This is a genomic window from Pyxidicoccus sp. M15, from assembly GCF_056858435.1.
Genome location: NZ_CM166495.1, coordinates 4,632,803 through 4,647,731, shown reverse-complemented (window position 1 = coordinate 4,647,731; position 14,929 = coordinate 4,632,803). Strand labels below are relative to the sequence as shown.

The 14,929-nt window shown below is 70.5% G+C and carries 12 protein-coding genes; 6 read left to right on the top strand and 6 right to left on the bottom strand.

The genetic code is table 11. From position 1 onward, the window contains the following. Positions 1 to 159: 159 nt before the first annotated feature. The gene (locus ACX9TP_RS17555; protein WP_482980877.1) at positions 160 to 1,941 is read left to right on the top strand and encodes a DUF4091 domain-containing protein; all 1,782 of its coding nucleotides are present in this window, start codon (positions 160 to 162) and stop codon (positions 1,939 to 1,941) included. Positions 1,942 to 2,047: 106 nt separating this feature from the next. After that, complete coding sequence (locus tag ACX9TP_RS17550; RefSeq protein ID WP_482980876.1) at positions 2,048 to 3,106, top strand: hypothetical protein; 1,059 nt, start codon at positions 2,048 to 2,050, stop codon at positions 3,104 to 3,106. 18 nt (positions 3,107 to 3,124) lie between these two features. Here ACX9TP_RS17550 and folD read toward each other — a convergent pair whose 3' ends face one another. Continuing rightward, positions 3,125 to 3,973 (bottom strand): bifunctional methylenetetrahydrofolate dehydrogenase/methenyltetrahydrofolate cyclohydrolase FolD, encoded by an 849-nt coding sequence (folD, locus tag ACX9TP_RS17545; RefSeq protein ID WP_482982189.1) that lies wholly within the window; start codon positions 3,971 to 3,973, stop codon positions 3,125 to 3,127. A 55-nt stretch (positions 3,974 to 4,028) separates the two neighbouring features. On the opposite strand from folD, the gene ACX9TP_RS17540 reads away from it, so the two are divergent. Genes ACX9TP_RS17540 through ACX9TP_RS17525 form a run of 4 tightly spaced genes read left to right on the top strand, consistent with a single transcriptional unit; the run spans position 4,029 to position 7,751 of the window. Continuing rightward, complete coding sequence (locus ACX9TP_RS17540; RefSeq protein ID WP_482980875.1) at positions 4,029 to 4,871, top strand: TerB family tellurite resistance protein; 843 nt, start codon at positions 4,029 to 4,031, stop codon at positions 4,869 to 4,871. A gap of 24 nt (positions 4,872 to 4,895) precedes the next feature. Continuing rightward, entirely contained in the window at positions 4,896 to 5,603 is a 708-nt protein-coding gene (locus ACX9TP_RS17535) for a Smr/MutS family protein (RefSeq protein ID WP_482980874.1), read from the top strand. 37 nt (positions 5,604 to 5,640) lie between these two features. Further along, the gene (locus ACX9TP_RS17530; protein ID WP_482980873.1) at positions 5,641 to 6,636 is read left to right on the top strand and encodes an amidohydrolase family protein; all 996 of its coding nucleotides are present in this window, start codon (positions 5,641 to 5,643) and stop codon (positions 6,634 to 6,636) included. An 8-nt stretch (positions 6,637 to 6,644) separates the two neighbouring features. Further along, positions 6,645 to 7,751, top strand: coding sequence for a quinone-dependent dihydroorotate dehydrogenase (locus ACX9TP_RS17525; RefSeq protein ID WP_482980872.1), 1,107 nt, complete (start codon positions 6,645 to 6,647; stop codon positions 7,749 to 7,751). A 117-nt stretch (positions 7,752 to 7,868) separates the two neighbouring features. Here the strand turns inward: ACX9TP_RS17525 and ACX9TP_RS17520 are convergent, their stop codons facing one another. From ACX9TP_RS17520 to ACX9TP_RS17500, 5 genes are all read right to left on the bottom strand, one after another. Further along, positions 7,869 to 8,558 carry a DUF4097 family beta strand repeat-containing protein gene (locus tag ACX9TP_RS17520; protein WP_482980871.1) on the bottom strand — a complete coding sequence of 230 codons (690 nt, stop codon included), beginning with the start codon at positions 8,556 to 8,558 and terminating at the stop codon, positions 7,869 to 7,871. A 107-nt stretch (positions 8,559 to 8,665) separates the two neighbouring features. Beyond that, a complete protein-coding gene (exoK, locus tag ACX9TP_RS17515; protein WP_482980870.1) occupies positions 8,666 to 9,820 on the bottom strand; it encodes a spore coat polysaccharide biosynthesis glycosyltransferase ExoK in 1,155 nt (384 codons plus the stop codon). Then, positions 9,810 to 11,096, bottom strand: coding sequence for a spore coat polysaccharide polymerase ExoJ (exoJ, locus tag ACX9TP_RS17510; RefSeq protein WP_482980869.1), 1,287 nt, complete (start codon positions 11,094 to 11,096; stop codon positions 9,810 to 9,812). Before exoJ ends, exoK begins: the two co-directional genes overlap by 11 nt. A 152-nt stretch (positions 11,097 to 11,248) precedes the next feature. After that, positions 11,249 to 12,922, bottom strand: coding sequence for a DUF6178 family protein (locus ACX9TP_RS17505; protein WP_482980868.1), 1,674 nt, complete (start codon positions 12,920 to 12,922; stop codon positions 11,249 to 11,251). A 60-nt stretch (positions 12,923 to 12,982) separates the two neighbouring features. Continuing rightward, entirely contained in the window at positions 12,983 to 14,917 is a 1,935-nt protein-coding gene (locus ACX9TP_RS17500; RefSeq protein WP_482980867.1) for a hypothetical protein, read from the bottom strand. Between the last annotated feature and the right edge of the window lie 12 nt (positions 14,918 to 14,929).

The following is a 14,929-nucleotide window of genomic DNA, read 5'->3' as shown; positions in this document are numbered from 1 at the left end:
GCGCAACCCGTCTCGCGTTCTGTTGAATCCTAAGGAATGTTCATTCCGCGCCGCTGCCCCGGAGGACAGGTGGGAGCCCGGATGCGCGCGCCCCATCTCCTTCCCTGTCACCGGTGACGGGAGCGGGCCTTGCGAACACATGGGAGGTCATGGCCGGGAGTGCTGTCGCTGGGCCTGACGCTGGCGGGCCTGTCCGCGCTCGCCGGCCCCCAGGTCTACGGCGAGAGCCTGATGGTGAAGGTGCGTCCGGAAACCCAGCCTCGCGCGGCGCCCCCCGTGGAGCTGCTCGGCGCGCGCAACGAGGCCCTGAGCTTCCAGGTGGTGATTCACGGCGGAGACACCGGCGCGGCGGAAGTGACGGCCCGGTTCGATGCGCTCGTGGGGCCCGCGCACCTCGGGAGCCGCCAGCTCACGCTGTACCGGCAGGAGTTCCTGGACATCTCCACCCCCTCGAACCGCACCATCCCCTCGGGCCGGTGGCCGGATGCGCTCATCCCCGCGGTGGACGAGGTCGTCGGAGAGCCACGCAACGCCTTCCCCTTCGACGTGCCCGCGAACGAGGCCCGGGCCCTCTGGGTGGACGTGCTCGTGCCGGAGGACGCACCTGCCGGGCGCTACCAGGGCGAGGTGGAGGTGCAGGCCCGGGGAGGCTTCACCGCCTCCGTCCCCGTGACGCTCACCGTCGTCGACGTCACCCTGCCGAGCACGCCGTCCTACCCCACGTCCTTCGGCCTGGGAGCGGACCACGTCTGCGAGGCGCATACCGGACGCAAGGACTGCGGAGGCGACACCGTGCTCCTGGAGCTGGTCGCGCGCTATGCCCGGCTGGCGCTCGACCACCGCTTCACACTCTCCAACGTGCTGGTCCTCCAGCCGGAAGTGGGGCCGTGGGAGCCGTTCGACGCGGCGTACGCGCCCCTGCTGGACGGCACCGCGCCCACCCGCCTGCGCGGCGCGCGGATGACGAGCGTCCGGTACCTGGGGCCCCTGGAGGAACAGGCCCTCTCCTCCTTCGTGGCCCACTTCTCCGCCCGGGGCTGGCTCGAGCGCGCGTACGACTATACCGGGGACGAGCCCCCGTTCTTCAGCTCGTTCGACGAGGTGCGCCTGCGCGCCACCCTGCTCGAGCGCTCCGTGCCGGAGCTGCTCCGCATGGTGACCACCACGCTGCCGGTGGCACGCACCCACGGGGTCGACGGGCTCATCGGCCGCATGTCCGTCCTCATCCAGCGAATCGCTCCGGCGGGCCCCCAGCCCGACGCGGACGCGGCCCGGGAGGAATACGACGCCTTCCTCGCGCGAACCGGCACGTCACTCTGGCTGTATCAGAGCTGCGTCAGTCACGGATGTACCGGAGACCTTCCCCACGGAGACCGTTGGCCCGCGTACATGGTGGACTACCCGGCCAACCTCAACCGCGCCATGCCCTGGATGGTGTTCCTCCTGCGCGCCTCGGGCGAGACCTACTACGACACCGGCGCGCGGCTGACCACCGCGTGGACGGACCAGCTCTTCTACGGCGGCAATGGCGACGGGACGCTCTTCTACCCGGGCACGCCAGCGAGGATTGGCGGCCAGTCGCAGGTGCCGCTCCCGAGCCTCCGCATCAAGCTGCTCCGCGCGGGGGTCCAGGACTACGAGTGGCTCAAGCTCGTCGAGCGCGCCGGAGACCCCGCGTTCGCCGAGCAGGTGGTCCGCGAGCTCATCCCCGCGCCCGACCAGGTGTCGCTCGACCCGACGGCCTTCGAGCACGCACGGGCCCGGCTCATCGAGCGCGCGCAGCAGCTCCTCCATGCGCCCCCGGGACATGGGCTGACGCCGGCGGAGCCGGGGGACTCGAGCGGGTGCGGCTGTGACACGAGCCCGTCCGGAGCGGTGCTGGCGGCGGGCCTCGGCGGGCTCCTGTGGGTGCTGAAGCGGCGGCGCTCCAGCGCCCGGTGAGGCACCGCGCCCCCTCACTCGCACCACGGCTCGGTTCCCATTCGCCGAGACCTGGGGTACGAGTCGCGTCAGGCGCCGGGATTGGAGCTCGCGCCAGGACGTGGCCATGCCCAAGCGCCCCACCCCTCGGGAAATCGAGACCGTCCTCCGGACGCCGTACCACGAGCGCTCGAACCTCCTGGAGGTCCTCAAGGCGCTCCCGGAGGACGTGGACCCCGCCCTGGCGGCCCGCGCCGCGGTGGGGCTCATCGGAGACAGCTACCACCCGGCGTGGCTCTTCGCACGGACGTGCCGGCGGCTCCCGGCGCCCGTCATCCGCGTCATCCTGGAGCTGCTCGAGCCCGACCGGCGGCCCCATGCCTTCATCATCCGCGAGTACGTCCGGCGCGACGCCCAGGCGGACGTGCTCGCCGCCGACTGGGACGAGGCGATGCAGGTGCTGCTCGGCCTGGAAACGACGTACGCCTGGGGCTCGAAGCAGAAGAAGGCGAAGTTCCAGGCGCTGGCGGACCAGCCGCGCGTCCTCCAGGCCCTGCAGACGGCCGCCGTGGCGTGCGAGCAGGTGTCGCTGGACCTGCTGGCGGTGCTGGCCGCCGACGGCTCCGCGGCCTCGCTCGACGCGCTCATCCCCCACATCGAGCGGGCGGTGCGGCAGCAGGACTGGGAGCTGGACCGGCTCCAGGCCCTGCGCACGCACGCGCGCTCCACGCCGGTGATGGAAGACCTGTTCTCACGCATGAAGGCGTTGTTCGAGGCGCGGCAGGCCCGCTCGCCCGCGCTCGGCCTCGCGAAGGAGCTGGGCTTCGGCGAGCCCGACGCCTTCTGGTTCCAGGTCCACATCTCCTCGCCCGCGTTCGACGGGGCCCCGGCCTATCGGCACCAGGTGCACCTGTCCGTCGACAGCCGCTCGGCGACGTGGTTCCACGCCTCGCTGTCCGAGTCCAACCCCGCCGACATGCTGCGCCCGCGAAGCACGTCCTTCACCAGCGACACGGTGCACCGCGACGACCTGGGCCTGGGCACGTGCGTGCCGGCCGACTTCCCGGCCTGGCTCGCGGCCTCGGCCGAGCGGCTTCGCACGCGGTGGAACTTCGACCAGCTGAGCCTGGGCACGAGCGTGCGGGGCAAGAAGCGCAACCAGCTGGAGCGCTGGCTGCGCGGGTAGCGCCCGGCCCCGGGGGCGTCACTTCACGCCGCGCTCGGCCGCTTCCAGCGTGTTGCGGATGAGCATGGCAATCGTCATCGGCCCCACGCCGCCCGGCACGGGGGTGATGTACGAGGCGCGCTCGGCGGCCTTCGCGAACTCCACGTCGCCCACCAGCTTGCCGTCCGGCAGGCGGTTCATCCCCACGTCGATGACCACCGCGCCGGGCTTGATCCACTCGCCCTTCACCAGCTCCTTCACGCCCACCGCCACCACGACGATGTCCGCGCCCTCCACCTCGCGGCGCACGTCGCTCTTGCTGTGGGCGATGGTGACGGTGGCGTTCTTCTGGAGCAGCATCAGCGCCATCGGCTTGCCGACGATGTTGCTGCGCCCCACCACCACCGCGCGCTTGCCGGCCGGGTCGCAGCCAATCTCCTCCAGCAGCCGCATGATGCCGTAGGGCGTGCACGCGCGCGTCGCGGGCCGGCCCAGCAGCAGGTTGCCCGCGTTCATCGGGTGGAAGCCGTCCGCGTCCTTCTCCGGCTTCACCGCGGAGATGATGGCGTCCGCGTCGATGTGCTTGGGCAGCGGCAGCTGCACGAGGATGCCGTGCACCGCCGGGTCGTCGTTGAGCTGCCGCACCAGCGCGAGCAATTCGTCCTGGGTGATGCTCGCGTCGCGGTGGTGCTCCCACGAGTTGAAGCCCACCTCCGCGGCGGCCTTCTTCTTTCCGCCGACGTAGACCTTGGACGCGGGGTCCTCGCCCACTCGCACCACGGCGAGCCCGGGGGTGAGGCCGCGCTCCGCCTTGAGCCGGTCCACCTCCGCCTTCACCTCCGCCCGCACCCGCGCCGCCACTGCCTTGCCATCAATCAACTGGGCCATATTGCGGCGCACTCTATGCAAAACTCCCCGGCGGAAAGGGAGTGAAACCTCGGCCATGGGCGCGGGAAAAGTTCTGGGGGCGATTGTCGGGCTGGCGGTGGGGCTGCTCATCGGACACCCGCTCGCCATCGTCCTCCTCGCCGCCGTGGGAGGCTTCGTCGGCCACCGCGTGGACGAGCAGCACGCCGGGTTCACCGGCAACACATCCGACCTGCTCTCCGACTTCGTCCCGCCCGCGCCCCTCCTGACGCCGGAAGAGGAATTGGAACGCGAGGCCTTGCACCTCGAGGAGCCGCTGCCCCGCGAGCCCGAGGCCTACGAGGAGCTGGCTCGGGACATATGCGCCGTCTTCATCGAGGTGGCCCACGCCGACGGCGACGTCCGCCGCGAGGAGGTGCGGGAGGTGCGCCGCTACTTCGAGACCACGCTCGGCTACGGCCCCGAGTCCCTCCAGCTCGTGCGCGTCCATCTCAAGGAGTTCCTCGCCCGGCCGCCGGACCTGGACGCCGCCGCGCAGGCGTGCGGAGAGCAGCTCCCTTCCGACGAGTGCCGCCGGCTGCTCGACGCCCTCTTCGAGCTGTCCCTGGTGGACGGCGCCCTCCAGCGCTCCGAGCGGGAGGCGCTCCGCCGCGCGGCCCGGGGCCTGGGCATCTCCGAGGACGACGAGCAGGCCATCGCCACCCTGCACCTGGGCGACGGTGACGAGCACTACGCCGTGCTCGGCCTCACCCCGGACGCCAGCGACGCGGAGGTGAAGCGCGCCTTCCGCCAGCTCGCCGCCGAGCACCATCCCGACAAGGCCGCCCACGCCGGAAGGCAGGCCGCCGAGCAGGCCTCCCGCCGCTTCCAGGAAGTCCGGGATGCCTACGAAGAGATTCGACGACTGCGCGGACTGTAGCGCCGGGTTAAACCCAGGAATCCCATGAGCCAGAAGAAGAAGGACGAGGCGTTCCACAACAACCCCTTCAAGTCCGCCATCAAGGCGATGAAGGACCAGGAGAAGAAGGAGGCCCAGGACAAGGCCGCTGCCGCTGCCGCCGAGGCCGCGAAGCGCAAGGCCCCGCCGCCCCCTCCGAAGGCGAAGAAGGAGCCCAGGATGAGCGAGGCCGACGAGGCCGCCCTCTTCTACTCCGCCATGGACGGCGTGCAGCAGGTCACCAACCGCGGCGAGGCCCCGGCGCCCAACCCGCGCCTGCCCGAAATCATCGACGAGAATGCCGAGGCGCTCGCCGAGCTCTCGGAGCTCGTCGCGGGCCAGGGCGACTTCGACATCACCGGCGGCGACGAATACTTCGAGGGCGCGGGGCCGGGCATCGACCGGAACCTGCTGCGCGCGCTGCGCCGGGGCGACTTCTCCGTGCAGGGCCAGCTGGACCTGCACGGCATGACGCAGGCGGCGGCCCGGGACGCCGTGGAGCGTTTCCTGTCGGACAGCCGCCGCGCCAGGAAGCGGTGTGTGCTCATCGTCCACGGACGTGGGTTGAACTCCAAGGACCAGATTCCCGTCCTCAAGGAGAGCGTCCGGGCGTGGCTGTCCCAGAAGCGCGTGGGGAACATGGTGCTGGCGTTCGCCACCGCACGTCCGCAGGACGGGGGCGCCGGGGCGGTGTACGTGCTGCTCCGGCGGTAACCTTTACGCGCGCCCGGCACTGTGCATACATGCCGCCATGGCACGCGAACTCATCGACCTGCACATCCATGTGGGCGGCGCCGTTGCGCCCCACATCCTCTGGTCCATCGCCCACCAGCAGGGCTTCAAGCTCCCCGTAAAGAACTACTTCGACTTCGTGGAGCTCATCACCTCCCGGCCCGGCAAGGTCGGGAGCCTCGACGACTACCTGAAGATCCTCCACACCTGGACGGAGAAGATTCAGTCCTCGCCGAGCGCGATTGAGCGCTCCGTCTATGAGGTCATCGGCAAGGAGTACCGCGGCAGCCGCGTGACGCAGATGGAGCTGCGCTTCAACCCCATGAAGCGCAACCTCAACTCCGAGCTCGATTTGGACCACATCATCCACGCCGCGCTGCGCGGCATGGACCGCGCGGTGCTGGAGTACGGCGTGAAGATGGGGCTCATCTTCTGCCTGGCCCGCGAGTTCGACCACAAGCTCAACAGCATCATCGTGGACAAGGCCATCAAGTACCGCACCCGCGGCGTGTACGGCATCGACCTGGCCGGCACCGAGACGAACGCCATGGAGCTCAAGGCCGAGCGCGTGGCCGAGTACGAGGACCTCTTCGCGCGCGCCCGCAAGGCCGGCCTCAAGTGCACCGTGCACACCGGCGAGACGCGCGGCACCGGCGCCGAGGGCGTCATGTCCGTGGTGGAGAAGCTCAAGCCGCACCGCATCGGCCATGGCATCCGCGCCGCCTACGACGAGCACGCCATGAAGGTGCTGCGGGAGAACGACATCGTCCTGGAGCTGTGCCCCACGTCCAACCTGCACACCAAGGCGGTGGAGGGCGTGGAGGAGCTGCGCCACATCTGCCGCACCTTCTGGGACCGCAAGGTGAAGTTCACCATCAACACCGACGGCCCCTACCTGCTCGAGACGGACATGCGCCGGGAAATCGAAATCATCGAGCAGAACGGCATCCTCACGCCGGAGCAGGTGGACCAGACGCTCGCCTGGGCCCGGCAGGCCTCGTTCATCCCCGCCTGAGCGTGCCCATGTACGGACTCACCCGCTCGCTCCTCTTCCAGCTCTCCGCGGAGCGCGCGCACCGCCTGGGCATGGCCGGGCTGCACCAGCTCGGCCGCGCCCACGGCCTCTGTGCCTCCATGCGCGAGAAGGCACTGCGCGGTGCCACGCCGGGCATGGCCGTGGACATCGCGGGCCTGCGCTTCGCCCACCCCGTGGCCCTGGCCGCCGGCCTGGACAAGGACGCCGAGGCGGTGGACGGCCTCTTCGCCTGCGGCTTCTCCGCGGTGGAGATTGGCACGCTCACGCCCCGGCCCCAGCCCGGCAACCCCACGCCGCGCCTGTTCCGCCTGCCGGAGCACCGCGCCGTCATCAACCGCATGGGCTTCAACAACCACGGCGCCACGGACGCCGCCACGCGCCTGCGCGCCCTCACGTGGCGCCCCGGCCCGCTGGGCGTCAACATCGGCAAGAACAAGGACACGCCGCTGGAGAAGGCGGTGGACGACTACGTGGCCTGCGTGGACGCGCTCGCGCCGCTGGGCGACTACGTGGTGGTGAATGCCTCGTCGCCCAACACGCCCGGCCTGCGCAAGCTGCAGGAGCCGGAAGCACTGGGCCAGCTGCTGCGCGCCGTGCAGGAGCGCCTGGCCTCGGTGGCTCCCGGCAAGCCGCTGTTCCTGAAGATTGCCCCCGACCTCACGCCCGAGGCCGTGGACGAGGTGGTGGACGTGGTGCGTGCGTGTGGCCTGTCGGGCCTCATCGCCACCAACACCACCCTCGCCCGCCCCTTCGAGCACCCGCTGGCGAAGGAGGCCGGCGGCCTGTCCGGCGCGCCCGTGCGCGAGCCCGCCAACGCCGTCATCCGCCGCGCGTACCTGCGCGGCGGCGGCGCCCTGCCCATCATCGGCGTGGGCGGCGTCTTCACCGCCCAGGACGTGTACGAGAAGCTGCGCGCCGGCGCGTCCGTGGTGCAGGTCTACACGGGCTTCATCTACGAGGGGCCCGGCATGGTGGGCCGCATCCTCCCCGGCCTCGCCGCCCTGCTCGCCCGGGATGGCTTCAGCCAGGTGCGGGACGCCATCGGCGCCGAGCACCGGGCCGGTGGCGCGGCCGCTTCCCCGCCCGCCGCATAGACGAAGCCCCGGGTGCCTGGAAGGCCACCCGGGGCTGTCTGAAAAATGAGCGCTCGCCGGCGCCTTGGAGTTTCACCGGCGAGCGCCCCGGGCCCAGTGCTTGACGGGCCTCGAAAGCTATTCCTGCACCGTGAGCGAGCCGCTCACCGTGCTGACTTCGACTTCCTGGGTGCCGGCGCCGTAGCTCCTCTCCTTCGAGCCGAGCGCGACGGAACTCCCATTGAAACTTCCACTGACGGAGCTGAATTCCACCTTCGCATCCGCCTTGGCCGGCAGCTTCAGCCGGATATCCCCTGAAACCGTGCTCACAGAAGTAGTCACGACCTTCCGCGGCGCCAACACCACTTCTCCATCTACGGCGCTGACCGAAACCCTTCGCTCCGAGCCGTTCACTTCCACACGGCCGTTGACCGCCGCAATCTCCTGCTCCCCCGTCACGCCCGTCACTGACACGGTTGAGTTCACGACACTGACGTGAAGCTCCGTGCTCCGGGGCACCTTCACCGCGAACCGCACCTTCGCCAGGTCACCCTTGCAGGAGTGCCGCTCCTCCTCGCACTTCCCGCAGCACACCTGCGCCCTCACCACGTCGCCTTCTTGGACGACCTGGACCTCGGTTTTGTTCCGGGCAGAGTCCGGACCTTCCCGAACTACCTCAACTACCACGTTATTCCCGTCTACCGCATCCACCCGCACCGCGCCATCCACATTGGCGATATGGACCTCGGGAGTGCCATCCGTTTCAAACTTCCACGTCTGGGGTGTTGCCGGGGCAGCAGCAAGGATGACCAGGAGGGCGAGGTGCATGGGTGGGTCCTCATGTAGGAGAGAGGCTTCCCCCCTCCCTACGTAGGGCCCGCCCTTCGATTTCGTCGACGGCGTGGGGCAGTATCCACGCCGGTCTGACATGCGCCTCAGGCGCCGGTGCCGCGAGCCACCTTCTGGTAGAGCGCGTCGTGCACGCGGATCATCTTCTCCAGCGACAGCTCCCGCGCCACGAAGTCCCGCGCGGCCCGGCCCATGGCTCTCGCCTTCTCTGGATTTGAGAGAAGCTGGGCGAAAGACTGCGCCAGCTGGGCAGGCTGCTCGGGTGAGACGATGAGGCCGCGCACGCCGTCCTGGACGAGGTCGGTGTTGCCGCCCACCCGCGTCACCACCATGGGCAGCCCGGAGGCCATGCCCTCCATGACGGCGTTGGACATGCCCTCCGCGGTGGAGCACAGCACGCCGAAGCTGGCGCGCGCGTAGATGGCCGGCACGTCGGTGCGGTGCCGGAGGAAGTGGACGGTGTCCGTCACGCCCAGCTCCGCGGCCAGCTTCTCCAGCTGCGGCCGGCGCGGGCCGTCCCCCACGAGGTACGCGTGCAGCTTCGTGCCGCCGTGGCGGAGCATGGCCAGCGCGAGCAGCAAATCTTCCTGCCGCTTCACGGGGTGGTTCATGTTGGCCACGTGCACCACCACCGGTGCGCCGCCCGTGTCCGGCAGGGGGCCCTTGAGGCCCTCGCGCACGCGGGCGTCGAAGCGCTGCAGGTCCAGGCCGTTGTGGATGACGGAGACGCGCGAGGCGGGCAGGCCCTCCTCGGACACCAGCATGCTCCGGATGGCCTCCGCGTTGGCGATGACGTGGTCCGCCATCCGCGTCAGCTGCGCGTGCACCGCGCGCCGCACCCTTCCCTGCCAGTGGGACAAGTCCAGCCGCCCGACGATGACCTTCGCCCCGGCGAGCTTCGCGGCCGGCACGGCGATGAGCGTGGAGTAGAAGTCGTGCACGTGCACCAGCTCCACGCGGTGCTGCTTCAGCCAGCGCGCCATCCGGTACACCTGGTACGCGGTGTTGGGCTGCGCCACCGAGCCCTTGAGCGGAAAGGCCTCCGGCGCGTGGCCGAGCTTCCAGAGCGAGCCCATCAGCGGCCCTGCGTCCTCCAGCACGGAGACCTGGAGCCGGTAGCTGGAGGGCAACCCCCGCAGCAGCTCCAGCACCTGCACCTCCGTCCCGCCAATGTGGAACGACCGGGTGAACTGAACCAGGCGAAGGGGCTCACGCCCCATCCGCACCTCCTCACGCCGCATGTCCGGACCCCTCCCAACCCGTCACCGCCGGCTCCCTGGGAGCCGGAACCTTCTGCACCGCCACCGAAGACGCCTCCGCCGCGCGGGCAATCCGCTGCGCCGCCGCCGCCAGTCCGAAGAGCACGTAGCAGTGCGCGGACAGGATGTAGCCGGAGAACAAGTCGCACACGAGGTAGCCGACCATGGACGCCGACAGCGCCCGTGCCAGCCAGCCCATCTCCGGGTTCCTCGCCGCGGAGAAGGCGCCGCCCGCGGCCCCTCCCGCGAAGACCAGGAAGAAGGCGAGGCCCACCCAGCCCAGCTCGCCAATCACGTCCAGGAAGATGTTGTGCGCCACGTAGGCCCGGCGCGCCTCGGGAGGCGCGTACAGCGGCCACGCGTAGCGGAAGCTGCCCGCGCCCACGCCCAGCAGCGGCCGGTCCAGGCTGATGCGGCTGGCCACCTGCCACGCGTACACGCGGCCCATGGCGGACGCATCCTCGTGGAACGTGGCCACCGTCTCGTTGCGCTCCCAGAAGCTCTTCGGCGCGAACACCAGCAGGCCCATCACGAAGATGGAGCCCACCACCACCGCCTGCATGCGGCGCTTCTCGCGCACCGCCCAGATGCCCATGGCGAGCGACAGGCCGATGAAGCCGCCGCGCGAGTGCGAGAGCACAATCGCCGTCACCGCCAGCGCCGCCGCGACCAGGCACGCCAGCCGCCACACCCACGCGTTGCCCTTGCGCGCCACGAAGGCGACGGCCAGCGGCACCACGAGGCCCAGGTTCATGGCCATGTGGTTCGGGTCCGCGTAGACGCCCACCCACCGCGCGCGGAAGCCCTCCACCAGGTCCTCGCCCACCATGTACCAGTTGATGACGCCGATGGACGTCACCACCGAAGCCAGCACCAGGGCTCCGCACACCACCGCGAGCCGCTTGCCGCTGGTGATGACGTTGACGATGGTGAGGTAGATGGCCGTGAGCTTCAGCAGCTCCACGCCCGTCGCCTGCGTCACCTCCGGGTTCAAGGACCAGGAGATAGACGCCACCGCCAGCGTCGAGAAGCCGATGAGCGCCATCCCCCGCGAGCCGTCCACGTACAGCGGCTCGGCCCTGCCCAGCCGCCGCATCACCATCAATCCCGCCGCCAGCCCCGATGTCACCAGTGCCAGCCGAAGCTCCGCCAGCGCGGGGATCCACTCACCCGGTGCCGCGTAGATCACCGCCGCGAACGCGGTCAGCGCGTAGAAGGCCCACAAGTCACGGCGCTGTCCCTGGTCGCCCGGCACCATTTCCCTCCACCTCCCGGCTCGTTGCCTCGCGCACAATCACGCGTGCCCTGCCGGTAGCAGAGGACATGCCAGCCGCCCCAACGGGCAAAGGCTTGGATCTCCTACGCTTGGGCGGCCCCTTCAGTGTCCGGAGCCGCCCAGGACTGAAAAACCTACGGTACCGGGCTGCTCTCCATGGGCAGCACGGCGGTGGCAATCGCATCCAACCGCCCCTCCTGGAGCCAGGCCGTGCCCAGCTCGTCCAACAGCCGGGTGAGTGTCAGTCCCACCAGGCGGCGCAGCTCCTCGCGGGCCTCGGGAGGCACCGCGGGCTCCAGGCCGGCGAGGGCGCGCTCGGCGGCGGAGGGGCGCAGGCGCGGCGCCTCCGGGGTGCCCTCGAAGAGGCGCTGGCCCAGCTCCACCGTGCGGCCCAGGGGCACGGGGCGCGCGTCCGCCCGGCCCTCCAGCACCGCCATGGCCACCGCCGCGGCCAGCAGGCGCTCCACGCCCAGCGTCTCCAGCGGCACGCCGAAGCGGGCCACCGCCGTGTGCGCCGCCTCGGCGGAGCCGCCCAGCACCCCGCGCAAGAGCGCCACCTGGGCCTCCGCGCGGGTCAGCAGGGCTTGCGTGGAGGCCACCTCGCGCAGGGAGCGGAAGGGCACCGGCTCCGCCCCGTCCACCCGCAGCGCGCGGCGCGGCCGCTTGCGCCGGAGCGCCTCAATGGCCGCGGCCTCCTCCGGCAGCACCATCAGCACGCCCTCGAGCATGGCGCCCGGCGCCTTCACCAGCCGGTCCGCGCGGAACTTGAGCTGGAGCGTCAGGGAGAAGCCCACCTGGAAGACGCGGCGCAGCGGCGTGTCGCGCAGCACGTCCGGGGCGCGGCCCGGCTCCGCGCCCGTCAGGTGCTCCAGCCCCAGCGAGAGGTAGTCGCGGACCATCTCCGCCGCCTGGCGCGTGGCGTCCAAATCCCCGGGGTCCGCCAGCTCCGCCACCAGCGCGGCGTTGGCCACGTCCCGCAGCTCGTCCTCGGCGTTCTCCCGCTCCAGCACCGTCAGCCCGCGGAAGGCCGCCTCCAGGTAGTCCACGTGCCCGCCGGTGGCCGCCAGCGCGGCGCCCGGCGCCCGCGTCGTGTCCACGGGGGCGCCCACGTCCACGCGGCTGAAGAGGGCCACCGCGTCCTCCAGCGTGGGGAAGCCCAGGTCCAGCAGCCGCCCGCGGCGGAACTGGTACGCCGTCTCCTCCATCTCACTGGGAATCTCCCAGCGCACGGCCTCCAGCAGCCGCACCGCCTCGAAGGGGTTCTCCGCGATGAGGTCATTGAGGAGCGAGCGCACGGCGGACATCTCCACGCCCTCGGCCTTGATTTCGATGAGGTAGCGCCCCTCGGGCGTCTCCATCGTCACGCCGGGCGGGTTGACGTCCGGGTTCTCCTCCAGGTCATGCACCTCGGAGAACTCACGCAGCAGCAACTCCAGCACCTCCAGGTCCACCGCGTGCAGCTTGCGGAGGAACTCCTCGGTGTCGTCCACCCCGCCGCGCGCGGCGCGCAGCCAGGTGAGCACCGCGTGCGGGTCCACCTTGTCGCGATGCCAGCCGCCCAGGTCCACGAAGGCGCGGAACTGCCCGGGCGACGCGAGCTGGACCAGCTCCGTCGCGTCCGCCAGCCCCACTTCCTGGATGGTGACGTAGAGGTCCTCCGGAGGCAGCGAGCGGACCACCGCCCGCGCATCCGGCGCCTCGATGAGGGCGTCCATCCGCTGCCGCGGGGACAGCCGCATCAACCGCTGGCGCAGCTCGCGTGAGGCGAGCTGCGCGTCACTGCCATTTCCCTTGCCGTTTTCAGACACGGCGGCGTGCCTACCACACCCCCTCCCGCGCCGGGAGGGGAACGCCAGCGCGAGCGGCGACTACCGGATGACGACCTCGCACTGGAAGTCGACATCGAACGACTTCAGCTTGGGCGTGTTGTTGAGGATGCGGTCCGTGGACTTCAGCTCGAACTCGATGCGCAGGTAGTTGCCCTTGGGAAAGCCCTGCGCCGTCAGGTCCACCGGCTGGGCCACGAAGGGGCCCTTGCGGTTGGCGGGGTTGTCCAGCCCGTCACGGCGGTTGGACACGGTGATGTACACGTTCATGTCCGTGCCCGCGGGCTTCTCCACGTCCCACTTCGCCGTGCGCCACACCGTGTTGGAGCCGCAGCCGGTGAAGAGCTGGCGGTACCAGCCCGACGGCGCGGTGAAGTTGCGCAGCTGGTAGCCGGTGAAGTCCGAGTACGTGTACAGCCCGCTGCCCTGCTTCTGCGTGCGCAGGATGTTGCCCGACGCCCGGTCCACGCGGATGACGTTGCCGGAGTTGTTGTTCACCCACGCGTTGTTGTCCGCGTCCAGGCCCACGCCGATGGCGGTGTACGAGTTGCCGTCCGTGGCGTCGATGAAGTCCACCTGCTGGCTGTCCGTCCACTGGAACTTCTTGATGTCGCCCGTGTCGCCGTTGAACGCGATGAGCTGCGAGGCGCCGCGGGTGGCGGCGTCGTTGCCGGGCTGGGTGCCCGTGTCCGAGCTCATCCAGATGAAGCCATCGTCATCCGCGGCGATGCCACGCCCGCGGCGCATCTTCGTGTTGATCTGACTGATGGCGCCGGAGAAGTCGAACACCCTCCACTCTCCCAGCGTGGTGGACAGGCCGGTGTGCGTGTAGCGCCACGCCTTCGCGCCCGACGTCCAGCCGGCAATCCACACCCGGTCCTTGCCGTCCACCGCGATGCCGTACGCGCCGGAGGTGCCCAGCGACGAGGGCGGGGAGATGAACGCCTTGCCGTCGATGTTCACCACCTCGCCATTGCCCGTGTCGATGAGCGCCAGGCGCAGGGGGCTCAGGTTGGCGGACACCATCCACAGGCGCTGCAGCCCGTCGATGGCCGCTCCGTACGGCCCCGAGCCCGACTGGAACACCGGGATGTCCATGGCGCCCGCGCCGTTGACCTGCACCTGCTGGCCCGTCTCCGGATCCAGCTTGATGAGGCGCGCGTTGGCCCAGAGGCCCACCCAGATGTCGCCGGCGCTGTTCTCGATGCCCTGGGAGATGGCGATGGCGCGCGTCTTGATGGCGCCCGTGCCGGAGGGGCCCACGGGGGTGCTGAACAGCAGGCACTCGTCGTACTGCTTCGGATCCGTCCAGTCCGTGGGGATGACCATCTCCGTCGCCGGGTCGATCTTCCCGTCGTCGTTCTTGTCCTCGCTCGTCTGGATGCCGGCGACGCCGTTGCGCTCCTTGCAGTAGGCCTTGCTGTTGGCGATCTTCGTCACCGAGCCCTGGACGTCCTGCGCGCGGTTGGCCACCCACACGTCGCCGAAGAGGTCCACCGCGGTGCGGCTGGGCATGTTCGCCTCGTTGCCGCGAAGGCCGTTGGCCTGCCCCTTGCCGTCCAGGGGGAGGACGGCGTGGTAGCGGCCCACCTCCTTGCCGGTGCGCGTGTCGTACTTGGACACCGTGCCCGCGTTGTTGTTGGCAATCCACGCGAAGGCCAGCGCCGTGCTGCCACCGCCGAGGATGATGTTGCCCTGCGGGTCCTGCTGCACGCCGTCCACCTGGACCGCTCCGCTGGACACGCCGCCGTCCAGGTCGAAGCCGCCGGGAGGGATGCCCACCGACGTGCCGGCGTCATCGTCCCCAGGCCCGCCGTCTCCCGTGCCGCCGGGACCGCCGCCGTCGCGGCCGGCGTCCGTGTTGCCCTGGGGGTTGCCGGAGCCGCCGGCGTCGGGCTTGCCCGCGCCCGAACCCGAGCTACAAGCCGAGAGGACCACCGTGGCGAGCACGGCGGCAACGAGGAACTGCTGGCGCATGAAGGGCCTCCG